The following is a 25250-nucleotide window of genomic DNA, read 5'->3' as shown; positions in this document are numbered from 1 at the left end:
ATGAACCAGTCGAAACCGCTGGCGGAGTACATACCGTTCTCCTCGCATGTTTCGAAATACAACCTGCGCACGCAGGCCGGCGATACATTGACGACGATCAAGATCGCCGGCGTGGCGCACGAGACGGCCGACGATGCCGATGTCCAGGCGTGGCATGACGCCCTCACCGGCCTCGTCCGCAACGTCGCGGCGGAAGATATCGCCGTCTGGATGCATACCGTCCGCGAAGCGCGTAGCGATTATCCCGAGGGCAACTTTGCCAAGGATTTCGCAGGCCGCCTCAACGAGCGCTACCAGGCCAGCCTCGGCGGCCTGGAGATGATGGTCAATTCGCATTACCTCACCATCGTGGTGCGCGGCAAGTCCGGCAAGTCGAATCTGCTGAGGTTCGGCGAACGGCGCAACCATGAGGCCGCGCTGGAGAGCATCCACGAAAACAACGAACGCCTGGACGAGATCACCGACACCATCATGGCCGGTCTCTCGCGCTACGGCGTGCGCCGCCTGGAACTCTACGAGCACAAGGGCGTCGTCTGTTCGGAGCCGCTGGAACTGTTCGCGATGCTGATCAACGGCGAGTGGCAGCGCATTCCCGTTCCCAAGGGTTCGGTGCGCTATGGCATGGTGACCAGCCGGGTCTCGTTCGGCGTAGACCAACTGGAAATCCGTGGCGCGACGCAGGCGCGCATCGGCGCCATGCTGGGTGCGGCCTCCTACCAGGTGGAGCGTACTGAACCGGGGCACCTCAACATGCTGCTGACGGTGCCGTTCCCCTTCGTGCTTACCCAATCGTTCGCCGTGTTCGGTCGGCAGAAAGCCGCGGAAGCATTGCAGAAGCAACAACGTCTCCTGGTCAACGCCAACGATACGTCGGCCTCGCAGATCGGCGACATCGGCCAGGCCCTGGACGACCTCACGGCCGGCCGCGTCGTCTTCGGCGAACATCACCTGAGCATGATGCTGCTAGGCGATACGCCGAAGGAGCTGTCCGAGCGCATCGCCATCAGTCGCGCGGTCCTTGGCGAATCGGGTTTCCTCGTGGCCCGCGAAGACGAATGCATCGAAGCCGCCTTCTTCGCGCAGTTGCCAGGCAACTTCCGCATGCGGCCACGGCCCGCCCCGATCAGTTCGAGCAACATCGTCGGTTACACCGGCTTCCACAACTACCCGCACGGTCGCCTCGGCGGCAATCAGTGGGGACCCGCGCTCACGCTGCTGAAAACCACCTCGGGCACGCCGTTCTATTTCAACTTTCACCTGCCACCTTCTTCGCGGCGCGGTGTCACCGAAAGCGACGCCGACGATCGCGTGGCGGGCCACACCTTGCTGCTCGGGCCCACGGGCGCGGGCAAGACGGTGATCCAGGCCTTCATGCTCGCCCAGGCGGAGAAGTACAAGCCCACCGTGTTCACCTTCGACAAGGATCAGGGCCAGGCGATCTTCATCAAGGCCATGGGTGGTCAGTACTTCACGCTGAAGAACGGCGTGCCCACGGGATTCAACCCCTGCGCCATGGAAGACAACCCGGGCAACCGCGCCATGGTGATGCAACTGGTCAGACGCTGCATCAAGGGAGACGACGAGTCGTTCCGTTTTTCGCCCAACCGCGAGCGCGAAGTGCAAGACGCCGTCAACGGCATCTACGCCATGCCGTTCGAAACGCGCCGTTTCTCCTCGATCCTGGAATTCCTCGATCCTACCGACCCGGACGGCAATGCCGCGCGTTTCCGCAAATGGTGCGCGGGCGGGTCGCTGGGCTGGTTGCTGGACAACCCCGTGGACCTCATCAATCTGTCCCACGGCCGCCACTTTGGTTACGACGTAACCGATTTCCTGGAGAACGACGAAACGCGTACCGTGACCGTGATGTACCTGTTCCATCGTATGGAACAGTTGATCGACGGCCGCCGTTTCATCCTGAACATGGACGAGTTCTGGAAAATGCTCATGGACGATTACTTCGAGAGCAAGGCGCTGGATGCGGTGAAAACCTACCGCAAGCGCAACGCGTTGGCACTGTTCGGCACGCAAAGCCCTTCGGACGTGCTTCGCTCCCGCATCAGCAAACAGCTCATCGAACAATGCGTGACACAGCTCTACCTGCCGAACGCGAAAGCCACCCGGGACGATTACGTCGACGGCTTCAAGTTGTCCGAACGGGAGTACGACATCGTCCGCAAGGACATGGTCGAAGCCAACCTGCGCGGCTTCCTGTTCAAGCAAGGGCCCAATTCCACCGTCTGCGAACTGAACCTGCGCGGCTTCGACGACGAGTTGGCCGTGCTATCCGGAACCGCCAATACCGTCGACCTGGCCGAGCGCGCCATTGCCCGCACGGGCGAACGGCCGGACGACTGGTTGCCTGTTTTCCAGGCCATGCGCCGCGAACGCGGTTAATCCCAAAGGAGATCCCATGACATCGAAATGGCTCACAAGCGTCGCGGTCACGCTTTTCCTCGCCACGTCTTTCTTTGCGCCCCGGTCGAACGCGCAATTCGTCGTCGATGCGCCGCTCGCGGACGCGCAACTCGTCACCGCGAATGTGTCGCTTGCGACCCAGATCGCAATTGCCACCAAGACGGCCGCGTCAGCCGCCGAAACGGTGTCGAAGCTCAACGACGTAAAGGATGCGATCGGGTCCGGCATCACGGAGTTCGGCAACCTCTCCTTCCAACCCGACGACAGTCTCCCCGGAAACGCTAAAGCTTCCCTGAACCTCATGAGCTCGACGGGCGCGGCCAGCGATATGGCGCGTTCGATCCAGAAGGACAACTCCAGCACATCGCAATCGTTCTTTTCGAAGGTGAACCCCTTCGCGAAGGGAAACATGTCCGCCGACCTGGACAGCGCCGCCAGTTCCATGGCTGCCAGCGAGGATATCTATGAGAACGCGGTGAAGCATTCGGCCCGCCTGGAAGCGCTGCGCGCGAGGATCGCGACGGCGACAAGCCTGAAAGACGCGGCCGACCTTACCGCGCGCATCCAGCTTGAAACGGCGGACATCACCAACGAGTTGGTGAAGGCGCAGGCGCTGGAACACATGGAAGAGCATTCAGACAAAGTCCGCGAGATCCAGACCAAGCAGAAAATGTTCGGGCGCAACAGCAGGAGTTACTGACCCATGTTCCAGGATGTACCCGTGGACGGTGGCGGCGCCGCCGACAACACACGCGTGGCTCACTTCCTCCTCGACGGCATCGTCGACACGATCACTCAGTTCGCGCAGACCAATTCACAGGCGCTGATCGACGTCATCGCGCGTCCCGCGGTCGACATGATGGTGATCTACGTGCTCCTCTGGGGCGCAGGGATCGCCAGCGGACAGATCCAGGAACCGTTCGGCGACGGGATCCGGCGCATCCTGCGCATCATCACCATTTCATTGATCGGCCTGACTGCGAGCGATTACCAGGGGGTGATCGTGGACTTCTTCGTCCATGCGCCGGCCGAGCTGGCCTCGACGATGATCTCTACCGGAGGCGGGGCAGCAGGAGGCAATGGGGCGGCCAACCTTGCCGACATCCTCGACAACTCCTTGTCCCAGGGTCTTGGGATCGCCGGCAAGGCATGGGACATGGCCGAGAGCCTGAGCATCTTCGACGGTGCCATCGGCTACTACCTCATCGCGATGATCCTCTACCTTGTGGTGGCGATCATCGTCGCGATCGCGACCGGCATCGTCTTCGTCACCTTCATCTCCCTGGCGCTGCTGCTTGCCGTCGGGCCGTTCTTCATCCTCATGGCGATCTTCCAGGCGACGCAACGCTTCTTCGAGGCGTGGCTTGGCCAGGTCGTCAGCATGGCCATCCTCTTCCTGCTGGTCGCCTCGGCGGTGTCCTTGTGCTTTTCGGTGTTCGACAAGTTCGTCACCGCCCTGCCGCAGGACAGCTGGGAGGACACGATCCTCAACATGGTGAAGGTGCTGACCGCAGCCATCGCCATCATCACCGTGCTCTGGCAGACCCAGGTCATGGCCGCGGCGCTGGGACAAGGTATCGCCTTGTCGGCGCAGCAGTTCGCCGGCCGCATCGCGGGGTCGGCCAATCGAATGACCAGCCGCCTCAGCGCGGGGTCGTCCTTCTCCGGCGGACGCCAGGGAAAAGGCGGCCTCGGCAGCCAGTACGGCGCCGCCTCGCTCAATTCACCGCTTTCCCACGCCCAGGGGATGGCCAGGAAAACCTGGTCCGGCAGCTGACCTCCCTTACGCCCGCGACTACCGAGAACGATCGATGCGAACAATCCTATGGATGGCCGTCTTCGCGGCCGTTGCAGCCGGCATGGCCGGCTGCGCCCGAAGCATGGACAAACCCCCGCGCTGCTCGGGCACCTATTATCGGCTCAACACCCCCAACCACTACACCCCGCCCGGCAAGGACACGTCACGATGAGCGACGCGTCCATCAAGGCATTCGCCGAGGCATCGAAATACTGGGAAACCGACGAGATCGCGCGCGCGCGCAAGAGCGAGCAACGCGCGTGGGCGGTCGCCGCCGGCGGAATCACCACGGGACTCGTCGCCTGCGTGGCTGTGGCCCTGCTAACCCCGCTGAAGACCGTGGAACCCTTCGTGGTCCGCGTCGATAAGAACACCGGAGCGACGGACATCGTGACTCGCATCGACGAGCAGACCGTAACTTTCAATGAAGCCGTCGACAAGTATTTCCTCGCCCGCTACGTGAACTACCGCGAGGAATATTCCACGGCGATGGCGTTTCCCGATTACGAAGCCATCTCGTTGATGTCGGCCAAGGGCGTGGCGGACGCGTATGTCGAGAAGATCAAGCCGGACAATCCGCAGTCGCCCACCAAGGTCTACGGCACCGACGGCACCGTGGAAGTCACGGTCAATTCCATCGCCTTCCTCGGCAAGGGCGTGGCCCAGGTCCGCTTCTCCCGCATGGAGCGGTTTCCCAACGCCGCCCCGCGCGAAACCAGCTGGATCGCGACGATCACCTACCGCTATACGAAGACAGCCGCCGACGCCAAGGCGCGGCTGGTCAATCCGGTGGGATTTCAGGTGAACGATTACCGGCTCGATCCGGTGACGGTAGCGACGGGAAGCTGACCGATGCGCTTACACATATGGGGGCTGATCGCCCTTTCCATGGTCGCCGGCGTGGCTTGCGCCGAGTCCCGGCCGAAGGACGGCCGCTACGATGCACGCATCAAGGACGTGCTTTACAACGCCGCGGACGTGGTGAAGGTCGTCGGCCATTATGGTTACTCCACCGATATCCAGTTCGCCCCGGGAGAGACGACCGAAAACATCGCCTTGGGTGATTCCGTGGCATGGGAGGTTGCCCCGGCCGCCAACCACCTCTTCGTGAAGCCAAGCGAAGACAATGCCGTCACCAACATGACCGTGGTGACCAACAAGCGCGTGTACCAGCTATCGCTGGATGCCAGGAATACCCATGGCCCTTCCTCGGGAAAAAGCCACGACATGTATTTCCAGGTGCGCTACGTCTACCCGGAAGACGACGGCCATGGTGCCGCCCAGGCCAGCAAGCGCCAGGTGCAGCAGGCATTCGCCAAGCCGCCTCTTGCGCGGAACTGGAACTACTACGGCTGTGGCGGCCGCGACATGCAACCGTCTGAAATATTCGACGATGGACGTTTCACGTACATGCGCTTCCCGGCTGCCCAGGAAATTCCCGCTGTCTTCATCATGGACCACGACGGCAGCGAGAGCATCGTGAACGGAAGCATGCACGACGACTATTACGTGGTGCAGCGGACCGCTTCGCGCTTCGTGCTTCGCCGCGGGAAGTTCGTGGCCTGCATCCAGAATCGCGGATTCGATGACCACGGCGTGGCGTCCCCGACGAATACGACATCGCCTGAAGTGAAACGGACGATCAAGGCCGGATCGGCCGACGCTCCTGCGGACATCCCCGCTGCGCCATCCACGATTCCCACCACGCAATCCAATGGCGCGGGAGCAAAAGGGCAGCCTTTGCCGCCTCCACCAGGCGCGAGCGGATGGCCCTTGCCCCACGACAAAAAGGCCACAGGAGCCCCGACCCGATGAGCATGCCAGACGACCAGGCACCAGCCGAAGGCGAACAGGCCCGTGGCATCCCGCAGGTGGGCAAGACCCGGCGAGGCAACAAATGGCTGATGCTGTTCCTCATGGCGGCGGCCGTGGTGATGTTGATCTCGCTGGGTGTGCACAAGTTGCTCGGCAACCTCCGCGAACGCAACGCGGCGAGGGAAGAGCCCCACGCGGCGGCCAGCGTGCTCCCCACGATGACCCGCGACGCCTTCGCCGGAGGGCATGGGGCCAGGCCACCGCTTCCCGCGCTGGCGTCCGCTGCGAAGCCGCCGGCGCCACCCGCGGCCATACAGCTCACCGACGAGCAGCGCGCCGCGCTGATCCTCGCCGCGCGCCGGCGGCGCGCTCCTCTCCTGGCGACCGTGCACAAACCGAGCGCGGCAGACGCGGCGCAGGGCCTGGCACAGGGCCAGGCCCGCGCCGCCGGGGCGGGCGGGTCGAGTCTGGGCAGTGCACTCAGCGCCACCCGTGGCACCGCGGTATCGGCGTCATTATTGGCCGACCCGCATCTCACGATCACACAGGGCACATTCCTCGACTGCGTCCTGGTCACCGCGATCAACAGCCAGCAGCCTGGCATGACGTCATGCATGCTGACCCGTGATATCTATTCCACGGACGGTAACGTGCTGCTCCTTGAGCGCGGTTCACGCGTGGTGGGTCAATACCAGTCAGCGCAGCTGCGGCCGGGCCTCGATCGCATCTTCGTACTATGGACGCGCGTGGAAACCCCTAACGGCGTCATCGTGAACATCGATTCGCCGTCGACCGACGCACTGGGCCGCTCGGGACTGGACGGCGTGGTCAATAACCACTTCTGGGCACGCTTCGGCGCCGCGCTGCTTGTTTCGTTCGTCAACGACCTCAGCCAATACGAGTCATCCAGGAATGAAAACGGCGGCAACACGCTGAACTTCGGGTCTTCCGCTGCGAGCGGATCGAACGACGCGGTGTCCACCATCCTGCAAAACACCGTCAACATTCCGCCCACGCTCGACAAGGCACAGGGAGGTCACATCTCGATCTTCGTGGCCCGCGATCTGGATTTCAGCAACGTGTACGGGCTGGCGGCGACCCCGCCGCCGATCGCGGGAGGGACATGACATGAGCCCCCAGGTCATGAGCATCCCCCTTCCAGCCTCCGCAGAGACCACGTTTCCGTTTTCCGCGGTGGAAACCTACCTGACGCCTTTGCGCCGCCTGTTGGCGGGCACGGTGACCGAAGTGGCGGTCAACCAGCCTGGTGAGGCATGGACGGAAGGGCAAGATGGCTGGACACGTCACGAGATGCCCGAGCTGACGTACGAGCATTTGCGCATGCTCGCGAAGCTGATCGCAACGTCCACGCAGCAGACCATTTCGGAGAGCGCGCCGGTGGTATCTGCCGCCCTGCCCTCCGGCGAGCGCGTGCAGGCTATCGTGCCGCCAGCCGTACGCCCGGGAACCGTAAGCCTTACGATTCGCAAGCCTTCACTGTTGCGGCTCACGCTCGACGATTACGAACGCAGCGGCGCCTTCGAAAAGGTGGTGACCCGCGGCGCCGGCAATTTTGCTGTCGAGGAGGAGTTGCTTGGCCTGCTCCAGGCCGATCGCATCCGCGATTTCCTTGAACTGGCCGTGCGCTCGCACCAGAACATCGTGATTTCCGGCGCTACCGGCTCGGGCAAGACCACGATCATGAAGGCGCTTGTCGACCTCATCCCTTCGGGCGAACGCCTCATCACCATCGAGGACACGCCCGAGCTGGAGATCCTCCACCAACCCAACCACGTTCGCCTGTTCTATTCCAAGGATGGCCAGGGCGTGAGCAAGGCCACGCCGAAAATGTTGCTGGAATCGTGCCTTCGCATGAAACCTGACCGCATCCTGCTTGCCGAGTTGAGAAGCGACGAAGCGTTCTATTTCATGCGCAATGTGAACTCGGGTCACCCGGGTTCGATCACCTCGGTGCACGCCACCAGCCCGCAACTCGCCATCGAGCAATTGATGTTGCTTATCAAGGAGTCGGCGGGAGGTTCGCAACTCGCCCGCGAGGACATCAAGCAGCTCCTGTTCATGCTGGTCGACATCGTCGTGCAGTTCAGCATCGTGGACGGTCGCCGTCGCGTTACCGGAATTTATTATGAGCCACAACGCAAGCGCACCATCCTGGGTTAAGGCGACCCTTGCCATCGGCCTGGTCGCGGCTGCCGTGCCTGCGTGGATGTATCTCGCTGGCTATGTGTTCACCTTGATCCTCTTTCGAAAAGCGGCGCACGACATCGACCTTCGAACGTGGTTCGACTACTACGGGGCCTATGGAACCGTGCCTGGCGTGCGTAAGCCGTTGATGATCGGTGCCGGCGCGGCCACCCTCGCCCTGCTCATCCCGCTCGCGCTAGCCTTCGTGAAGCCACGCCAGTCACTGCATGGCACCGCGCGTTTCGCCCGGGCCTCCGACATGCGCCGCCATGGCTTGCTGACCAACCAGGGGGACGGCGTCATCCTCGGTCGGCATGGCAAGCGGTTCCTCACCGCCAGCCTGCAGCAGCTGCCGCACATCATGCTCGCGGCGCCCACCGGTTCGGGCAAGGGCGTGGGCATCGTCATCCCCAACCTGCTCAACTGGAACCACTCCGCGGTGGTGCTGGACATCAAGAAGGAGAACTGGACTCTCACCGCCGGCTTCCGCAAGGCCAACGGCCACGAGGTGTACCTGTTCGATCCCGCCTCGCCCGAACGACACACCCATCGCTGGAATCCGCTGGCCTATATTCGCGACGATCCTGGACTGATCGTCGATGACATCCAGAAGATCGGCAACATCATCTTCCCGGATGTGCCCGGTACGGATCCGCTGTGGACCGCGAGTTGCCGGTCACTGTTCCTCGGGATGGTGCTGTACGTATTCGAAACCGAGGGGAAGCCGCGGACGCTGGGGCAAGTCGCGCGCGAAGCGATGCAAGGCAGCGATGAAAACCTGACCGCCCTCATCGACTATCGCCAGCGAAGCGACAAACCTCTCTCCCTGGTCTGCTCGAGTTCGCTGAAGGATTACATCAACACGGCGGACAACACGCGCACGTCGATCCGGAAAACCTTCACCTCCCGCTTCGAATTGTTCCTCAATCCCATCCTCGATGCCGCTACCGCCGATAACGATTTCGACATCCGTGCGCTCCGCGAGCGCCGCATCACGGTGTATATCGGGATCACGCCCGACAACCTCAGCCGCCTCGCGCCGTTACTCAACCTGTTCTTCCAGCAGGTGGTCGACATCAACACCCGCGAGCTGCCCGAACACAACCCGGCGCTGAAATACCAATGCCTGCTCATCCTCGACGAGTTCCGCTCTCTCGGAAAGCTGCAGATCGTCGTGGACGCCATCGCCTTCCTCCGTGGCTACGGCCTGCGTCTCCTGCCCATCTTCCAGTCGCCCAGCCAGGTGCGGGAAGTCTATGGCGAGGACGCTGCCAGGAACTTCTTCCAGAACCACGCGGTACGCATCTGCTACACACCCGCCGACATGGATGTGGCCACTGAGATCAGCCGTGAAATGGGCAATTTCACGGTCAACGTGAAATCCGTTTCCCACAGCGGTGGCCTGGGCCAGGCACGTTCCCGCTCGGTGAACTTCAGCGAGCAATCGCGCGCACTGATGCTCCCTCAGGAAGTGAAGGACATCACCCAGGACGAGGAGCTGATCTTCGCCCGGGGCTGCCCGGCGATAAAGGCGACAAAGATCCGCTGGTACCAGGAGGAGACCTTCAAGAGCCGCGTGCAACCGGTGCCGCAGGTTCCCACCGCACCACTGCCGGCGATCGAGGCCATCGTTTATCCGGAATCGCTGTCCGGCGAAGAAGAATCCGACCAAAACGGCCCCGGCGAGGACATCCCGGATGACGATCCTGTCTCCGGGGAAGAGGCCGATCGTATCGCGGATGCCTTTTACGCGGAACTCGCGCGCGTCGATATCGAATCGGAATCGAGTGGGGATCCCCCGGCCGCCCCCGCCCCCGACGCAGCTTCTTCCTATCTGGAAGCCTTCACTGTCGATGAGCGCCGATCCACGGCGCGGGCGCACCCAGTACTGGAGGAGGCTTTCCTGCTGGAGGACGCCATCGCAGGAACGGCGAGCGGACAACTACCCGAGGATGCCTATCGAAGGTTCATGGAGCGAATCCGTACCCACATCGCGACCGACCTCGCTTCGGGGCGCGTGCTTCCCGATGTGTCCAGAGTGGAAGCCGTGATCGGCGGGGAATAACGCGTTTATACGTTTCCGTCACACATGAGAGGAGAAGAAGATGAAACGCCTGAAAGACCAGTTCTCGAAATCGATGACCGACGTAACGAGCAAGGCGGCTACATCGAAGCTTGCCAGCTTGTTCAACCGGAATCGGCATCGTCCGCAACCCTCGCAAGATCTTGGATCGCTCGACACACCCGACGCGCTGCAGCGCCGGCCCAGCACGTCCAGTGTCGAGTCCATCGGATCCATGGCCTTCGCTCCCCCGCCCAAGGATTATCGCCCTGTCGGTTCTGCTCCGGCCAAGCCGTCCTCGGCAGAGGCCCCCTCGACGTCGCCGGAAGCAAAACGGGCAGAGAACGTCCGGAAAAACCAGGCGCGCCTGGCGGAAAAAGCAATGCTAAAAACCGACACCTTCGGAGGGCCCAGGCGCGCGCCTGCCAAATCGCTCGATCGCATGTCGATTTCGAGTGTCATCAGCGACCTGCCGGCCGAGCAGAAACGAACTGTCAGCAAGGATAAAGGAAAGGAACGCGCCAGGGATCCTTTGAGAAAAGCAAACACGGTGGGGATGGAAGGTGGCAAATCTCAGCGTCCAAAGCCCCCTTCTGCAGCACTCACGCCGGACCCGAATACGTTCACTTCACTGGCCGCCGGACGCGACATGAAGGCCCTGATGTCCTCGTTGAAGCAACAGAGCGAAGGCCAGCAACATCAGTACGACAGTCTTCTTGCCAAGAAAAAGGCGCTCAAGCCATCCCGCTCGGCCCCATCGTTGAAAAACGAGAGTGCGAAGGGCAACGCCGCATCCGGATCCTCGTCGCGCGGCAAGACAGGCAAGGGCAAAGCGAAACAGTCCGGGCAAGCCGTCGAATGACAGGGTGCAAGCCCACGTGTATTTCGGCCTTTCGTGTGCAGATGGATTGCGCACAAGGGTCTGTCGAATTCAGACCAAGCAGGACCACACGATGCCAGATATGAAGAAAACGAAATCCCTGTTCAACCTCCGCCCGCAAAAAGGCGAAAGAGACGAAGAGGCCGCACCATTGCTCCCGAAAGCTTCGGCGTCCACCGAGAACCAGGGAAAGGAGGAATCCGGCACCAGGAAGCTGTTGCGGAAGATGCGCTCCGCCATCGGCGCCCAAAAGACAAGCGCCGATGCTCCACCCCTACCGGGGTTGCCGGATAATCTCAGGAAATACGCCGACCTTGTGGCCGGGGCCGGATCCCGCGACCAAGTCCCTCAGACGCCGCCGACGACGCCCACCGCGGAAAAAGGTACGGGTCAAGACCTGCGATTCAGGGACCCATGGAAGAAGCAGAGGGAACAAACCGTCGGCGGACGACTGGAGCGACGGCTCACGGCTGTCGCCGAGGCACGCGCCTCGAGGGCCCTGTCCGAGGCAGTCGCCGGGAACCGTCCCCACACTCCGGAGCACAAACTGAAGGAGCCTGCGGATCACACGCACGCCCCCCGGGCGCAAGGCACATGGAAAACGCCAGGCGCCGAGAACGATCGGGCGTTGTCGCTACGGGAAACGGAGCTTCGGTTACCTGCGCGAAGGCAAGCGAAGCCTACGATCGGTGACGGTCGTCCGAATGTTCAGGGCGTACTGGTAGGCAACAGAAAAGGCCTCGACAAACAGGGACGCGAGGCCATGCCCCAGACGAACAAGGGGCGCGAGAAGCTGGCAGGGATCGACAAGGGCAAGGGCCGCGACCGGGGCCCCTCCCAAGGTTGACCGGTACGTGGAAGCACGGAGCACGAAGGCTCAGTTGAAGACCCCCGACCCGCAGGCTGGATCACGTCCAGCTTGCGGGTAGTTCCGCAAACGCGTCGCCCGACCGAGATAGCTTACATGCGGTCCTGGGCGATCTTGATTTCGCCGCGGACCTTCAGCGCCTCGATGTATTCCATGGTGGTCGCCTGGGCCATGGCGTCCATCATCTGGCCGCGCAGTGCATCGCGCTGGGCCTTCTCGACCTTGGAGGGATCGCCGTCGACCACTTTGTCCACTGCCACCAGCGCGTAGGCGCCGTTGTCCGTCTTCACTGAGGTCCAGCTGGGCTTGCCATCGGCCGGGTGCGGCAGCGTAAAGGCCTGCTGCAGGATCGCCGGCGGTACATCGGTGAGGCTACCGAGCTTGTTGCGATCGACCCCGGCCAGGGTGCGTACGGGCACCTTCGCCAGCGCCGCGACGTCGCCACCCTTGGCGAGTTCGGCGACGAGCTCGTCGGCATGCTTCTTCGCCAGCGCGTCCACACGCTCGTCGAGGATGCGCTGGCGGACGGCGTCGGTCACGTCGGCAAGGGCCTTGGGCGCCGCCGCGTTGTGCTTGGCGAGGTGCATGACCACTGCGTCGCCCTTGTCCACCTGCACCAGCGAGGAGTTGTTTCCCTGGTTCAGCACGTCGTCGGCGAACGCCGCCACAACGAACTTCGGGTCGGCCGGAATGCCCGGGCCGCCCTCATGCCCGAACAGCGGCGAGGTCTTGATCTCAAGGCCGAGTTCCTTGGCGGCCGGCTCGAGCGAACCGGGGTTGCGCTCGGCAAGGTCGGCCAGCTGGCCAGCGCGCTCGTTGTAGAGGCGCTCGCCTTCGTTCTTGGCCCAGTCGGACGCAAGCTGCGCGCGCACTTCGGCGAAAGGCTTCGCATCGCCATCGCGGGCATCGCGTAGCCAGATAATGTGGTAGCCCTCTTCGGGCGACAGCACCGGCTCCTTCGTGATCTCGCCCTTCTTCATGCCGAACAAGGCGGTGTCGAAGGCCGCGTTGGCCACGCCCTTTTCCAGCCAGCCGAGATCGCCGCCCGTACGCTTCGAACCCAGGTCGTCGGAGTTCCCGGCGGCCAGCTTGGCGAAGTTCTCCGGCGTGGCTTCCGCGGCGATCTTCTTCGCTTTCTCAAGCGCGGCCTTCTGCTGGTCCGGAGTGGCGTTCTTAGGGACGTTGACGAGGATGTGCGACGCCTCTCGCTGCTCGGGCTGCGCGTAGCGCTGCTTGAACTTGTCGTAGAACGCGTGCAACTGCTCGTCGGTGGGTTCACCCAGCTTGAGGTCGGCCTGCTTCACTTCGAGGTACTGCACGGACACCTGTTCCGGCGTGGTGTAGTCGGCGATGTGCGACTTGTAGAACGCCTCGATCTCGCTGTCCGGCACATTGGCGTCGGTAAGCGAAGGGCGCGGCAGTTCGACGAAGCGCAGATCGCGCTGCTGAAGGCGCAGGCGGAAGAACGCATCCACGTCCGCGTTGCTGACCAGGGTGGTGTTCGAAATGGCCTGGGGAATGAGTTGGGTGGAGAGGGAGTTGCGCACGCGCTGCTCGTACATGCCCGGGCTCATGCCCTGCATGCCGAGGACGGCACGATAGGTGTTGGAACTGAACTGGCCGTCGACCTGGAAGCCCGGATCGGTGGCGATGGCGTCGCGCACGCTGGCATCCGAAACGGCGAGGCCAAGATCGGTGTTCGCCTGCTGCAGCAGGGCCTGGCTGATCATGCCGTCGAGCACACGCTGCTTGAGCTCGGGCTTCTCGAGGTCGGCCGCGGTAAACGGCGAGCGCGGGTCCGCCGCGGCTTGCTGGCGAAGTTCGTTGAGTCGCTGTTGCCAATCCTGCTGCGAAATTTCGTGCTCACCGACCTTGGCTACGTAGGTATCGACATGCGAGACGAAGTACGACTCGATACCGAAGAACGCGACGGCGAAAACGGAGATACCGAGGACGATGGCGGCGGGCCAGCCATGGATCTTGTTACGCAGGGCTTGCAGCATGATGCGACTCGCGAAAGGTAGATAAAGCAAAGGCGCCACGCGGGCGCCTTTGCGGACCAATGGCGGAGTGGACGGGACTCGAACCCGCGACCTCCGGCGTGACAGGCCAGCATTCTAACCGACTGAACTACCACTCCAACTTTCCGTCTGGTGGGTGCTGAGGGGATCGAACCCCCGACCAGCGCCGTGTAAAGGCGACGCTCTACCGCTGAGCTAAGCACCCTGGACGGTAAGACCGATTAGTTTACGTGATCCTTGAGCGCCTTGCCAGCCGTGAAGGCCGGAACCTTCGACGCCGGGATCTTGATCTCTTCGTTGGTGCGCGGGTTGCGGCCCGTGCGAGCAGCGCGGCTGCGGACCTTGAAGGTGCCGAAACCGACGACGGCGACATCGTCACCCTTCTTCAGGGCGTCCTTCACGGCTTCGATGAGGCCCTGGAGCGCACGGCCGGCATCGGCCTTCGACAGTTCAGCCTTCTCGGCGATGGCGTCGATAAGCTCGGATTTGTTCATTACGTAACTCCCTTCAAAGGTAATTCGAATCGCCGGACGGCGATCCTTCACGAGAAGACGTCAGGTTGCGAACGCAACCCCGCGATCCATGGCGCCCTTGCGGCGCGGGCGATGGCGGTGTGGCCTTTATACCAGCGCCCTCCGACCATCGCAAGACAAGGAATACCAAGGCTTTCAGCAGGTGTGCATCGTTCGGGGAGGCTTGCACGAAATGCAAAAAACGATTATCGCGAAGCGTCCGTGACAGGACGACGAAAACGAAAAGGGCCCACTGGCGTGGGCCCTTGTTCGTGACACGGAACGATGGAAGGTCAGTGCGTGAGCAACGGAGACGGCTTGCCCTTGCCTCGCTTGCCCTGCGCGCGCGGCACATCGACCGCGTTGCCGTTTTCGCCCGCCTTCTTCACACCCAGGGGCCGCTCAAGGACCAGGTCCAGCACCTCGTCGATCCACTTCACCGGATGAATGTCCAGCGAACCGGTGATGTTCTCCGGGATGTCGACCAGGTCCTTCTTGTTCTCCTCCGGAATGATCACCGTGGTGATGCCGCCGCGATGGGCCGCGAGCAGCTTTTCCTTAAGGCCGCCGATCGGCAGCACGCGACCGCGCAGCGTGATCTCGCCCGTCATCGCGACTTCGGAACGGACCGGCACCTTCGTGAGCGCCGAGACGAGCGCCGTGCACATGGCGATACCCGCGCTCGGACCGTCCTTCGGCGTCGCACCCTCCGGCACGTGGATGTGGATGTCGAGCTTCTCGTGGAAGTCCGGCTCGATACCCAGGGCCGCCGCCCTTGCGCGCACCACACTCAGCGCCGCCTGGATCGATTCCTTCATCACGTCGCCGAGCTGGCCGGTATGGATGAGGCGGCCCTTGCCCGGGACCACGGAGGCCTCGATGCTGAGAAGGTCGCCGCCCACCTGCGTCCAGGCAAGACCGGTGACCAGGCCCACCTCGTTCTGCTGTTCCGCGCGACCGAAGTCGAAGCGGCGCACGCCAAGGTAATGGTCGAGGTTTCCTCTGTGCACGCTGACATGGCCCGGCGCGGCGACCTTGCCTTTGCCCGCCTTCGCCGCCTTGACCGGCTTGGCCTTCGCCTTGTCCGGCACGGTGCCCAGCGCCAGTTCCTTTACCACCTTGCGGCAGATCTTCGAGATTTCGCGCTCAAGGTTGCGCACGCCGGATTCGCGCGTGTAGTAACGCACGATGTCGCGCAGCGCATCCTCATCCACTGCCAGTTCTTCCGCCTTCAGGCCGTTGGCCTTCAGCTGCTTGGGCAGGAGGTACTTCTGCGCGATATTGAGCTTCTCGTCCTCGGTGTAGCCCGGGATGCGGATCACTTCCATGCGATCGAGCAGCGGGCCCGGGATGTTGAGCGAGTTGGCGGTGGCGATCCACATCACCTCGGAGAGGTCGAGGTCGACCTCGAGGTAGTGGTCGTTGAACGCGTGGTTCTGCTCGGGATCGAGCACTTCCAGCAGCGCCGAGGAAGGATCGCCGCGGAAGTCCATCGACATCTTGTCGATCTCATCCAGGACGAACAGCGGGTTCTTCGTGCCGACCTTGTTGAGGTTCTGCACGATGCGGCCCGGCATCGAACCGATGTACGTACGGCGATGGCCGCGGATCTCAGCCTCGTCGCGCACGCCGCCGAGGCTCATGCGAACGAACTTGCGGTTTGTCGCCTTGGCGATCGACTGACCAAGCGAGGTCTTGCCCACGCCGGGCGGGCCGACAAGGCAGAGGATCGGGCCCTTCATCGTGTTCACGCGCTGCTGCACGGCGAGGTACTCGAGGATGCGATCCTTGACCTTCTCCAGGCCGAAGTGATCGGCATCGAGCGTTTCCTGCGCCAGCGCGAGGTCCTTGCGCACCTTGCTGCGCTTCTTCCACGGCACGCCCACCACCCAGTCGAGGTAGTTGCGGACCACGGTGGCCTCGGCGGACATCGGCGACATCTGCTTCAGCTTGTTGAATTCCTGACGGGCCTTCGCGAGCACCGCGGTCGGCATGCCGGCGCCGTCGATCTTCTTCTGCAGCTCCTCGATCTCGTTCGTGCCCTCTTCGCCCTCACCCAGCTCCTTCTGGATGGCCTTCATCTGTTCGTTGAGGTAGTACTCGCGCTGGCTCTTCTCCATCTGCGACTTCACGCGGCCGCGGATGCGCTTCTCGACCTGCTGCAGGTCCATCTCGCCATCGACGAGGCCGATGAGGAGTTCGAGGCGCTGGCCCACGTCAGACGTTTCCAGCACGCGCTGCTTATCGGCCATGCGCACGGAAAGATGCGCGGCGATGGAGTCGGCGAGGCGCGACGGATCGTCGATGCCCGAAAGCGTCGCCAGGATTTCCGGCGGCAGCTTGCGGCTCTGCTTCACCAGTTGTTCGAAAAGGGATACGAGCGAACGCGAAACGACATCGAGTTCGCGCTCGTTGTTGCTGTAGACGGGCTCGATGACACGCGCACGGCCGCTCATCATGCCGGCCTCGTCTTCGAACGCGTCGACCTGCACGCGCGACTGGCCTTCCACGAGCACCTTCACGGTACCATCGGGAAGCTTCAGCAGCTGCAGGACGCCGGCGAGCGTGCCTACCGAATGCAGGTCGCCGACGGATGGATCGTCGATATCGGGGCTCTTCTGTGCGACGAGCAGGATCTGTCGTTCGCCTTCCATCGCCCGCTCAAGCGCGCGCATGGATTTGTCGCGGCCGACGAACAGAGGAATGACCATGTGCGGGTAGACGACGACGTCGCGCAGGGGCAGGACCGGCAACAGGTCCAGCTCGGCTCCGCTCGTGGTTTGGCTGCGATTCTTCGCCATGTGCTTGGGGTTTCCCTCAGGTGGGTGGGGGCGCGACCCGACACTGCGCCGGAGCCGCCATACACGTCAAGTGGTGGTTCGCAAAGGATCGATCAAGAGCGCGCCACGCAAAGAAAAACGGTCCCGGCGTCGTGAACGCCGGGACCGCCGGTGATGCCCTTATGCTGCTGCGATCAGGCCGCGTCGCCACCCTCGCCCGCAATGCGCTGCTGTTGCAGGTTGCCGCGGTAGATGAGGTAAGGCTCCGCCTGTCCGTCGATCACGGCGTCGTCGACCACCACCTTGCTGACATGCTCCAGCGACGGCAGTTCGAACATCGTGTCGAGCAGCACTTGCTCGAGGATGGTGCGTAATCCGCGCGCGCCCGTCTTGCGCTTCAACGCGCGGCGAGCGATGGCGGTCAGTGCCTCCGGACGGAACTCCAGTTCGGCGCCTTCCATGTCGAACAGTTTGCGGAACTGCTTGGTGACGGCGTTCTTCGGCTCGGTGAGAATCTGCACCAGGGCAGCCTCATCGAGTTCGTCGAGCGTGGCCACGACCGGAAGGCGACCGACGAACTCCGGGATCAGGCCGAAACGGACCAGATCGGCGGGCTCGACTTCCGACAGCATCTTGCCGAGGTTTTCGGTGCGCTCCTTCGAGCGGACCTCGGCCCCGAAGCCGATGCCGGTGGTTTCGGAACGCTGCTGTATCACCTTCTCCAGGCCGGCAAACGCGCCGCCGCAGATGAAGAGGATGTTGCGCGTGTCGACCTGCAGGAATTCCTGCTGCGGATGCTTGCGGCCGCCCTGCGGCGGCACCGAGGCGAGCGTGCCCTCGATGAGCTTCAGGAGGGCCTGCTGCACACCTTCGCCGGACACGTCGCGGGTGATCGACGGATTTTCGCTCTTGCGCGAGATCTTGTCGATTTCATCGATGTAGACGATGCCGCTCTGCGCCTTCTCGACGTCGTAGTCGCTCTTCTGCAGGAGCTTCTGGATGATGTTTTCCACGTCCTCGCCTACGTAACCCGCTTCGGTGAGCGTGGTGGCGTCGGCAATCGTGAACGGCACGTTGAGCAGGCGCGCCAGCGTTTCGGCCAGCAGCGTCTTGCCCGAACCGGTCGGACCGATCAGGAGGATGTTGGACTTGCCGAGTTCGACGTCGTCGTTCTTCTGGCGCGATTCCATGCGCTTGTAGTGGTTGTACACGGCGACCGACAACGCCTTCTTGGCGCGCGTCTGGCCGACCACGTACTGGTCGAGCGCCTCCATGATCTCGCGCGGCTTCGGGAGCTGGGTACGGCCGGACGCCGCCTTCTCTTCCAGTTCCTCGCGGATGATGTCGTTGCACAGCTCGACGCATTCGTCGCAGATGAACACGCTGGGACCAGCGATCAGCTTGCGAACCTCGTGCTGGCTCTTGCCGCAGAAAGAGCAGTAAAGAATCTTGCCGCCGTCGTTGGAACGGCTCTGCCGCTCGTCGCTCATGCTTTGGGCCCTACTGAGAATCCAGGTGCGCTTTGAGAATAGCACAGCACCCCGCCCCCGAAAGGAGGGGCGAAGTGCCGGATTTCACAAGCGAAATGTTGAATCAAGCTGAACGGACGGTATCGACCGTTCGCTTGTCGAGCACCGAGTCGATCAGTCCGTAAGCCTGGGCTTCCGCCCCGCTCATGAAGCGATCACGCTCGGTATCGCGGGCGATCTCTTCCACCGTCTTGCCACTGTGGCGGGCGAGAATCGCGTTGAGGCGCTCGCGCATCGTCAGGATCTCACGGGCGTGGATCTCGATGTCGGTCGCCTGGCCGGAGATACCGCCTGCCCACGGCTGGTGGATCATGATGCGCGAATGCGGCAACGAGTACCGCTTGCCGGCCGCACCGGCCGCCAGCAGCAGGGCGCCCATGGAGGCGGCCTGGCCAATGCACATGGTGCTGACGTCGGGCTTCACGAACTGCATCGTGTCGTAGATCGCCATGCCCGCGGTGACGGAGCCGCCCGGGCTGTTGATGTACAGGCTGATGTCCTTGTCCGGGTTCTCGGACTCGAGGAACAGCAGCTGGGCCACGATGACGTTGGCCATGTAGTCGTCGACCGGACCGACTGCGAAGATCACGCGCTCCTTGAGGAGGCGCGAATAAATGTCGTACGAACGCTCGCCACGCGAGGTCTGCTCGACGACGATGGGCACCAGGTTGAGATTCTGGATCGGAGCCATGGACATGGGGTCTCTCCTTCGTGTGGGGCCCGGTTGTGACAACGACAGGCGCCTCAGGCGCCGATCGGCCGCATCACTTCGTCGAAGGTCAGTGCCTGGTCGGTGGTCTTGGCGTTGTCCGCCACCCACTCGGCCACCTGATCTTCCATGACGCGGTTCTGCAGTCCTGACATCAATTGGGGGTCGCCGTTGTACAGTTCAATGACCTTCTCCGGCTCCTCATAGGTGGAGGCGATGGCGGCCAGCATCTCGCTCAGGCGCTTGCGGTCGAGGCGAAGCTCGTTCTTGCGGGCGATCTCACCCATCAGGAGAGCGGCGATGACGCGCTTGCGGGCGAACGGCAGGGCCTCGGCGACCATCTCGGCGCCCGGCTCCTGTCCACGCGGGAGGTTGCCGGCGGCCAGGCTGCGGGCTTCGGCGTTCGCCATCAGGTCCGGCACGTCCAGCTCCGGGTGGGCGCCAGCCAGCTTTTCGGCCACTTCCGACTTCAGGCGGGCCATCAGGGTGGCCTTGAGCTCACGCTCGAGGTTGGCGCGGACTTCCTTGCGGAAGGTCTCGATGTCACCGTCGACCACACCGAACATCTTTACGAAGTCAGCGTCGATGGCCGGCAGGTTCGGCTCCTGCACCTTCACGATCTTGAACGTGACGCTGGCGGTCTTGCCGGCGAGGTCCGGATTACGGAAGTCTTCCGGGAAGGCGACGTCCTGGACCAGGTCTTCGCCCGCGGCGCGGCCGGTCAGGGCCTCGTCCAGGGCCTTGAACAGGGTGCCGGAGCCAAGCACGCTGCCTGCGCGCTCCAGGCCTTCGGCCGGGAAACGGTAGTCGCCCGAGGCGGCGGCGTATTCGAACATGACGAAGTCGCCTTCCTTCGAGGCACGGGAGACTTCGTCGAAGCTGCGGCGCTGGGTGCGCAGGGTCTCGATCATCTTGTCGATGTCGGTGTCCTTCACCTCGGCCTTCGGACGGGCGATCTCGATCGCCGACACGTCGATGGCCGGGAACTCCGGCATCACTTCGAAGGTGGCCGTGTAGGCGATTTCGCCGTCCTCGGCATTGCCCGTGGTGTCGACCGACGGGTTGGCAATCGGCTGCAGCTTTTCCTGCTGGAAGGCCTCGCGCAGCGTGCTGCCAATGAGGTCGGAGAGGGCTTCGCCACGGACCTGCGCGCCGAAGCGCTGCTTGATCACGTTGGTCGGCACCTTGCCGGGACGGAAGCCCTTGAGGCGCACCGTACGGCCCATTTCCGCGATGCGCTCGCTGACCTGCGTCTCCAGACGCTCAGCCGGGAACTTCACCGTGAGCTTGCGCCCGAGCTTGCCGACATTCTCAACCGAAACCTGCATGACCTCTCCTGAAACCACCACGGACGTGGCGCGATGGCGAACATCCGTTCGCCGTAACCGAAACAAAGGGACCCACCGCGAATACGAGGCCGGCCGCCGCGACCTGCTCCCCGGCGGCGAAAAACCCCGCAAATGACTGCCCATTCTACGTTTTGCGCTCACACCGCCGCAACCTGCCTCAGCGGGGTTCCCAGCGCCTCGCGCCATCCCCTTCCGCAGCTAGTGTGTCGCCGGGATTCGCGAGGGCGCAGGCCGTCAGGGACAGGCAGCCACAGCCGATACAGTCCGTCAGCCGATCCTTGAGATTGACCAGTTGGGCGATCCGCTCCTCCAGCTCTTCGTGCCAGGCGGCCGACATGATGGCCCATTCCTCCCGGGTGGGCGTTCTCTCTTCAGGGAGGGCCTCAAAAGCCCGGCGGACGGTCTCCAGGGGTATCCCGACCCGTTGGGCAACCCGGATCACAGCAAGCCGGCGCAACACGTCCGCGCCGTAGCGACGCTGGTTGCCGGACGTACGCAGGCTGCGGATCAGGCCCTTCCGTTCGTAGAAGTGCAGTGCCGACACGGCCACGCCGGCCCGCCGGGCCGCCTCGCCCACGCTCAATTCGCGCATCCGCTTGACCTAAACAATGGTTGAGGTCGCATCCTGCGCCCTCCGATTCTCCCGCGCAAGCGTGCGAGACTCCCCTATTCCCCCAGGAATCCGAATGAACGTGGGAACGTCCGAACCGAACGCCGTGACCGTCGAGTCACCCCCTGAGGGCATCCTCGCGCCGCCTTACCGGGCAGCCACCCTGGGCATGGTGGCCCTCATCTCCCTGATCGCCTTCGAAGCCCTGGCCGTCACCACGGCCATGCCGACGGTGGCGCGGGAGCTGAACGGCCTGAAAGCCTATGCCCTCGCCTTCGGTGGCGTGCTCGCGACCAGCGTGATCGGCATGACGCTGTCCGGCCGCTGGAGCGACCGCAAGGGCCCGGCACCGGCGATGTGGACCGGCCTGGCGGGCTTCGTCGCGGGACTGCTGATCGCGGGTTTCGCACGCGACATGCCCACGCTGCTGGTGGGACGCCTCGTCCAGGGCCTCGGCGCGGGCTGCCTCTCGCCGGCGCTGTACGTCATCGTGGCTCGCCTGTATCCGGAATCGCTGAGACCGAAGGTCTTTGCTTCATTTTCGGCGGGCTGGGTCGTGCCGGCCCTGATCGGCCCGGTGGTGAGCGGCGCGATCGTCGAGCACGTCGGCTGGCGTTGGGTATTCCTCGGCGTTCCCCTGCTCGCGATCCCCGCCGCGGCCGGGCTGCGTGGCGCGCTGCGCTCGCTGGGCCAGCCCGGCGGCAAGGCGGGCACGGACGCGACGCCACGGATGGCGAACGCGATCGGTGCGTCCCTCGGCGTATGCCTGCTCTTCCTTGCCGGCCAGGAACAGGGCTGGCGGGCGGCCCTCCTGTTCCTGCCAGCTATCGTCCTGTTGGTGGTGTGCGGGAAGCGTCTGCTCCCACCGGGCACGCTCCGGGCCGCCCGCGGTCTGCCCGCTGTGATCGCCCTGCGCGGCGTGGCGGCCTCCGCCTTCTTCGGCACCGAGGCCTTCCTGCCGCTGGCGTTCTCACGCGAGCACGGTCTCTCACCGATGTGGTCCGGCATCGCGATCAGCGTCGGCGCCATCGGCTGGTTCTCCGGCTCGTGGTACCAGGGTCACTACGCGAAGGTGTCGCGGCAGACGCTGCTTCGCCGCGGCGCGGCGATGATGGTGATAGGGGCGATAGCGGCGTCGTTGAGTACTTTCGCATGGATGCCGGTCGCGGCTTCCGTCGCCGGATGGCTGCTAACTGGCCTCGGCATGGGCATGCTCTATGGCACCGTCGCGGTGCTCGCGCTGTCGATGTCGGGCGAGCACGAGCAAGGCATGAACAGTTCGGCGCTGCAGCTGTGTGAATCGCTGATGGTGGCAACCACGCTGGCCATCGGCGGATCGTTGTTCGCCGCGTTGCTGGATCTTTCGCACACCGCGGCATTCGCGGCGAACTTCGCGATTACCGTGGCGTTAGCCGCACTGGGAACCGTCGTCGCGCGTCGCACGGAGGCCGCGGCCGGGCCGTGACATCAGTGAGCAACGTTCTTGAGCTCGGATGCCCCGACAATGTCGAAGCGCAGCACGCGGGCGTCCTTTATGCGGAACGAGTGGTGGATGACCTCATCGAGAAGAATCTGGCCCTGAAGATCGCGGACCACCTGATGCACCTCGACGATCGCCACCCCGCCCTCCCCACAAGCAACACTTAACGGCTTGACTGCCGGGTCGATGACAGACCACTGGAAGGTCCAGTAGTCGCGGACGGCATCGCGCCCGTGGACGTGCGTGCCTTCCATTCCGTTAGCCCAGGCTACGTCGTCGGCCAATTCCGCAAGTACAGCCTCGATATCTCTTTTGTTGAACCCGTCATACAGGCGGCGAATCAGTTCTTCGTTACTGCTCACGGTTCGGTCCTGAATGGCTGGATCAGAATGGTGCGAGAGGCGGGACTCGAACCCGCACGGGTTGCCCCGTCAGAACCTAAATCTGGTGCGTCTACCAATTCCGCCACTCTCGCGCGCCGCATCATTCTAGGGGGCCGACGGCTGCGGGTCCACACGCGCGACCCTCACGCCCGGCAACTCGCCAGCAGGTCGAGCTCCGGGTTGTAGACCGTCGTTCGCGTGCCGAAGAAGCCAAGCAGCGTATGGAAGAGATTGTCCTGGCTTGCCGGCTGCACTCGCCGGCGCTCCATGCAGTCCAGGCCCACGCCGCTGTCGCGTACCCAGCCGGGCGACAGCCACATCAGCATGGGCACGTGCTTCTGCTGGGTCGGTGCCGTGGCCCAGTCTGCGCCGTGAAGGTAGATCTCGTTCTCGCCCAGCGATTCGCCGTGGTCTGACAGGTACATCATGGCGCCGTCGACTTCGGGCGCCGCCTTCAATGCGTCCACGACCTTGCCGAGGATATGGTCGGTATAGAGGATCGTGTTGTCGTAGCTGGCCACGGTCTGGGCGTACGTGCATGTCTGCACTTCTTCCGTGTCGCAGCCGGGTCCGAAGACATCGAACGCCTTCGGATAGCGCCGGAAATAGGCCGGGCCGTGGCTTCCCTTGATATGCAGCACCAGCAACGCGGGTGACCGCATCTTCGCCAGGCGCTCGGGCAGGTCGGCCACCAGCACCTCGTCGAAGCAGCCATTCGCGTCACACAGGCCGTCGACCTTTGCATGGGTGAGATCGTCGTTGGGCACGCGCAGGCAGACGTCCTTGCAGCCTTCGTCGTTGTCGCGCCAGTACACATCCACGCCGGCATGCTGCAGGACATCCAGCGCATTCCAGTGTGCCTTCGCCGCGGGCTTGTCGAACTTCTCGCGCGTCATGTTGGAGAACATGCAGGGGACCGACACCGTGGTCGCCGTGCCACACGACCAGGCGTCGCTGAAATAGATGGCGCCGGCGCGCTTCATCTCGGGATTGGTTTCGCGCGCGTAGCCCTGTAGCGACTGGTTCTCCGCCCGCGCGGTCTCTCCCACCACCAGCACGACCACGCGCTTGTGGCTGGTCGCGCCGGCGTCGGGAGCAAGCGCGGCGTCCGTACCGATGGGCGCCATCGCCTGCTTGCGGCGGAGGACGTTGCGCTGCAGGTAGTGGAAGGTGCCGCTCAGCGCGGCATAGGGATTGAATACGTCGTACATCCCGCGATGATTGCGTTCGAAGTAGACGTAGCTGCGTCCGGCAAACAGGGGCGGCACGAACATCAACACGACGGCAGCCGCCACGATGACCGCCCGCCAGCCAAGCAGCCGCCACTTCGGCATGAAGCGCAGCGGTACCAGCAGGACGAGCACGGCGGGAAGCACACCGAACAGGACGATCCATGTGACGGAATCCCGGGTAATCAAGGCCGCCGCTTCGGCACGCTGCGTCTCGAAGACGCTCTGGATGATTTCTTCGTTCAGGCGCACGCCGAAGGTCTGAGCGTAATACGCGCTTGCCGCCGACACGAGGATCAACAGGGCCAGCAAGCCCTTGCCGATGCGCGGCCACGTGACCAGTGCGACGATCATGATGAGGTTGCCTGCGAGTCGACAACAAACGGTCGCGCTCAGCGCCCAGAATCCTTCCATGTTCCGCGAGGCCGACAGTGCCTCATGCAGTTCGGACCAGAGGCTGCGATTGAGTGCCGCGAGGATGTAGACAGCCACAGCAGCGCTCAGCACCAGCGCTGGCAGCGCGCGTTTTTCGGGGCCGCGGGCCGCCTGGTCTTGAACGATCATTCGGGCCCCTGCTCGGCCCGCCAGATTCGCGAGGCGCT

General features: G+C 63.6%; 20 protein-coding genes and 3 tRNA genes. 11 read left to right on the top strand and 12 right to left on the bottom strand.

Annotation, left to right across the window (positions count from 1 at the left end):
- From VGM71_RS15180 to VGM71_RS15135, 10 genes are all read left to right on the top strand, one after another.
- Nucleotides 1-2397, top strand: coding sequence for a VirB4 family type IV secretion/conjugal transfer ATPase (locus VGM71_RS15180; RefSeq protein WP_331546632.1), 2397 nt, complete (start codon nt 1-3; stop codon nt 2395-2397).
- Complete coding sequence (locus tag VGM71_RS15175; protein WP_331546630.1) at nt 2327-3118, top strand: type IV secretion system protein; 792 nt, start codon at nt 2327-2329, stop codon at nt 3116-3118. Before VGM71_RS15180 ends, VGM71_RS15175 begins: the two co-directional genes overlap by 71 nt.
- A 3-nt stretch (nt 3119-3121) precedes the next feature.
- Nucleotides 3122-4195, top strand: coding sequence for a type IV secretion system protein (locus VGM71_RS15170; protein ID WP_331546628.1), 1074 nt, complete (start codon nt 3122-3124; stop codon nt 4193-4195).
- Between the two features lie 189 nt (nt 4196-4384).
- A complete protein-coding gene (locus tag VGM71_RS15165) occupies nt 4385-5065 on the top strand; it encodes a virB8 family protein (RefSeq protein ID WP_331546626.1) in 681 nt (226 codons plus the stop codon).
- A gap of 3 nt (nt 5066-5068) precedes the next feature.
- Entirely contained in the window at nt 5069-6031 is a 963-nt protein-coding gene (gene virB9, locus VGM71_RS15160) for a P-type conjugative transfer protein VirB9 (RefSeq protein WP_331546624.1), read from the top strand.
- Nucleotides 6028-7158 carry a type IV secretion system protein VirB10 gene (gene virB10, locus VGM71_RS15155; RefSeq protein WP_331546622.1) on the top strand — a complete coding sequence of 377 codons (1131 nt, stop codon included), beginning with the start codon at nt 6028-6030 and terminating at the stop codon, nt 7156-7158. Before virB9 ends, virB10 begins: the two co-directional genes overlap by 4 nt.
- Before the next feature lie 16 nt (nt 7159-7174).
- On the top strand, nt 7175-8212 hold the full coding sequence (gene virB11, locus VGM71_RS15150) for a P-type DNA transfer ATPase VirB11 (protein WP_331546621.1): 1038 nt from the start codon (nt 7175-7177) through the stop codon (nt 8210-8212).
- Nucleotides 8178-10301: a type IV secretory system conjugative DNA transfer family protein gene (locus tag VGM71_RS15145; protein ID WP_331546619.1), complete on the top strand. Its 2124-nt coding sequence runs from the start codon at nt 8178-8180 to the stop codon at nt 10299-10301. The genes virB11 and VGM71_RS15145 overlap by 35 nt, the downstream gene beginning before the upstream one ends.
- A 40-nt stretch (nt 10302-10341) precedes the next feature.
- Nucleotides 10342-11160 (top strand): hypothetical protein, encoded by an 819-nt coding sequence (locus tag VGM71_RS15140; RefSeq protein WP_331546617.1) that lies wholly within the window; start codon nt 10342-10344, stop codon nt 11158-11160.
- Nucleotides 11161-11251: 91 nt separating this feature from the next.
- The gene (locus tag VGM71_RS15135; RefSeq protein ID WP_331546615.1) at nt 11252-12025 is read left to right on the top strand and encodes a hypothetical protein; all 774 of its coding nucleotides are present in this window, start codon (nt 11252-11254) and stop codon (nt 12023-12025) included.
- 113 nt (nt 12026-12138) lie between these two features.
- Here the strand turns inward: VGM71_RS15135 and VGM71_RS15130 are convergent, their stop codons facing one another.
- The 9 genes from VGM71_RS15130 to soxR all read right to left on the bottom strand — a co-directional run bounded on the left by VGM71_RS15130 (nt 12139) and on the right by soxR (nt 21538).
- A complete protein-coding gene (locus VGM71_RS15130) occupies nt 12139-14049 on the bottom strand; it encodes a SurA N-terminal domain-containing protein (protein ID WP_331546613.1) in 1911 nt (636 codons plus the stop codon).
- A gap of 60 nt (nt 14050-14109) precedes the next feature.
- Nucleotides 14110-14186, bottom strand: a tRNA-Asp gene (locus VGM71_RS15125).
- A gap of 11 nt (nt 14187-14197) precedes the next feature.
- Nucleotides 14198-14272, bottom strand: a tRNA-Val gene (locus tag VGM71_RS15120).
- Between the two features lie 16 nt (nt 14273-14288).
- Nucleotides 14289-14561: an HU family DNA-binding protein gene (locus VGM71_RS15115; protein WP_072321387.1), complete on the bottom strand. Its 273-nt coding sequence runs from the start codon at nt 14559-14561 to the stop codon at nt 14289-14291.
- 311 nt (nt 14562-14872) lie between these two features.
- On the bottom strand, nt 14873-17380 hold the full coding sequence (lon, locus tag VGM71_RS15110; protein WP_331546609.1) for an endopeptidase La: 2508 nt from the start codon (nt 17378-17380) through the stop codon (nt 14873-14875).
- Between the two features lie 173 nt (nt 17381-17553).
- Nucleotides 17554-18849, bottom strand: coding sequence for an ATP-dependent Clp protease ATP-binding subunit ClpX (gene clpX / locus VGM71_RS15105; protein WP_331546607.1), 1296 nt, complete (start codon nt 18847-18849; stop codon nt 17554-17556).
- Between the two features lie 103 nt (nt 18850-18952).
- The gene (gene clpP / locus VGM71_RS15100; RefSeq protein ID WP_414675145.1) at nt 18953-19579 is read right to left on the bottom strand and encodes an ATP-dependent Clp endopeptidase proteolytic subunit ClpP; all 627 of its coding nucleotides are present in this window, start codon (nt 19577-19579) and stop codon (nt 18953-18955) included.
- Nucleotides 19580-19632: 53 nt separating this feature from the next.
- Nucleotides 19633-20925 carry a trigger factor gene (tig, locus tag VGM71_RS15095; RefSeq protein ID WP_331546603.1) on the bottom strand — a complete coding sequence of 431 codons (1293 nt, stop codon included), beginning with the start codon at nt 20923-20925 and terminating at the stop codon, nt 19633-19635.
- A gap of 178 nt (nt 20926-21103) precedes the next feature.
- Nucleotides 21104-21538: a redox-sensitive transcriptional activator SoxR gene (gene soxR / locus VGM71_RS15090; protein WP_331546601.1), complete on the bottom strand. Its 435-nt coding sequence runs from the start codon at nt 21536-21538 to the stop codon at nt 21104-21106.
- A gap of 94 nt (nt 21539-21632) precedes the next feature.
- Here soxR and VGM71_RS15085 point away from each other — a divergent pair, with 94 nt between their 5' ends.
- On the top strand, nt 21633-23021 hold the full coding sequence (locus VGM71_RS15085) for an MFS transporter (RefSeq protein WP_331546599.1): 1389 nt from the start codon (nt 21633-21635) through the stop codon (nt 23019-23021).
- A 2-nt stretch (nt 23022-23023) separates the two neighbouring features.
- Here VGM71_RS15085 and VGM71_RS15080 read toward each other — a convergent pair whose 3' ends face one another.
- The 3 genes from VGM71_RS15080 to VGM71_RS15070 form a co-directional block, all read right to left on the bottom strand.
- Nucleotides 23024-23398 (bottom strand): nuclear transport factor 2 family protein, encoded by a 375-nt coding sequence (locus tag VGM71_RS15080; RefSeq protein WP_331546597.1) that lies wholly within the window; start codon nt 23396-23398, stop codon nt 23024-23026.
- 28 nt (nt 23399-23426) lie between these two features.
- Nucleotides 23427-23511: transfer RNA gene (locus VGM71_RS15075), tRNA-Leu, on the bottom strand.
- 51 nt (nt 23512-23562) lie between these two features.
- A complete protein-coding gene (locus tag VGM71_RS15070) occupies nt 23563-25212 on the bottom strand; it encodes a phosphoethanolamine--lipid A transferase (RefSeq protein WP_331546595.1) in 1650 nt (549 codons plus the stop codon).
- Between the last annotated feature and the right edge of the window lie 38 nt (nt 25213-25250).

The organism is Luteibacter sp. (assembly GCF_036499525.1).
GTDB lineage: Bacteria > Pseudomonadota > Gammaproteobacteria > Xanthomonadales > Rhodanobacteraceae > Luteibacter.
This window is presented reverse-complemented; position numbering and strand designations above follow the sequence as displayed.

What these genes read in the sequence shown, in the direction of transcription:
- virB11 (WP_331546621.1), top strand. Translation starts at nt 7,175, where the DNA reads ATGAGCATCCCCCTTCCAGCCTCCGCAGAGACCACGTTTCCGTTTTCC.
- soxR (WP_331546601.1), bottom strand. Translation starts at nt 21,538, where the DNA reads ATGCGCGAATTGAGCGTGGGCGAGGCGGCCCGGCGGGCCGGCGTGGCC.
- VGM71_RS15070 (WP_331546595.1), bottom strand. Translation starts at nt 25,212, where the DNA reads ATGATCGTTCAAGACCAGGCGGCCCGCGGCCCCGAAAAACGCGCGCTG.
- clpP (WP_414675145.1), bottom strand. Translation starts at nt 19,579, where the DNA reads ATGGCTCCGATCCAGAATCTCAACCTGGTGCCCATCGTCGTCGAGCAG.
- VGM71_RS15165 (WP_331546626.1), top strand. Translation starts at nt 4,385, where the DNA reads ATGAGCGACGCGTCCATCAAGGCATTCGCCGAGGCATCGAAATACTGG.
- virB10 (WP_331546622.1), top strand. Translation starts at nt 6,028, where the DNA reads ATGAGCATGCCAGACGACCAGGCACCAGCCGAAGGCGAACAGGCCCGT.
- VGM71_RS15145 (WP_331546619.1), top strand. Translation starts at nt 8,178, where the DNA reads ATGAGCCACAACGCAAGCGCACCATCCTGGGTTAAGGCGACCCTTGCC.
- VGM71_RS15130 (WP_331546613.1), bottom strand. Translation starts at nt 14,049, where the DNA reads ATGCTGCAAGCCCTGCGTAACAAGATCCATGGCTGGCCCGCCGCCATC.
- tig (WP_331546603.1), bottom strand. Translation starts at nt 20,925, where the DNA reads ATGCAGGTTTCGGTTGAGAATGTCGGCAAGCTCGGGCGCAAGCTCACG.
- VGM71_RS15140 (WP_331546617.1), top strand. Translation starts at nt 10,342, where the DNA reads ATGAAACGCCTGAAAGACCAGTTCTCGAAATCGATGACCGACGTAACG.
- virB9 (WP_331546624.1), top strand. Translation starts at nt 5,069, where the DNA reads ATGCGCTTACACATATGGGGGCTGATCGCCCTTTCCATGGTCGCCGGC.
- VGM71_RS15135 (WP_331546615.1), top strand. Translation starts at nt 11,252, where the DNA reads ATGCCAGATATGAAGAAAACGAAATCCCTGTTCAACCTCCGCCCGCAA.
- VGM71_RS15180 (WP_331546632.1), top strand. Translation starts at nt 1, where the DNA reads ATGAACCAGTCGAAACCGCTGGCGGAGTACATACCGTTCTCCTCGCAT.
- VGM71_RS15115 (WP_072321387.1), bottom strand. Translation starts at nt 14,561, where the DNA reads ATGAACAAATCCGAGCTTATCGACGCCATCGCCGAGAAGGCTGAACTG.
- VGM71_RS15170 (WP_331546628.1), top strand. Translation starts at nt 3,122, where the DNA reads ATGTTCCAGGATGTACCCGTGGACGGTGGCGGCGCCGCCGACAACACA.
- VGM71_RS15085 (WP_331546599.1), top strand. Translation starts at nt 21,633, where the DNA reads ATGAACGTGGGAACGTCCGAACCGAACGCCGTGACCGTCGAGTCACCC.
- lon (WP_331546609.1), bottom strand. Translation starts at nt 17,380, where the DNA reads ATGGCGAAGAATCGCAGCCAAACCACGAGCGGAGCCGAGCTGGACCTG.
- clpX (WP_331546607.1), bottom strand. Translation starts at nt 18,849, where the DNA reads ATGAGCGACGAGCGGCAGAGCCGTTCCAACGACGGCGGCAAGATTCTT.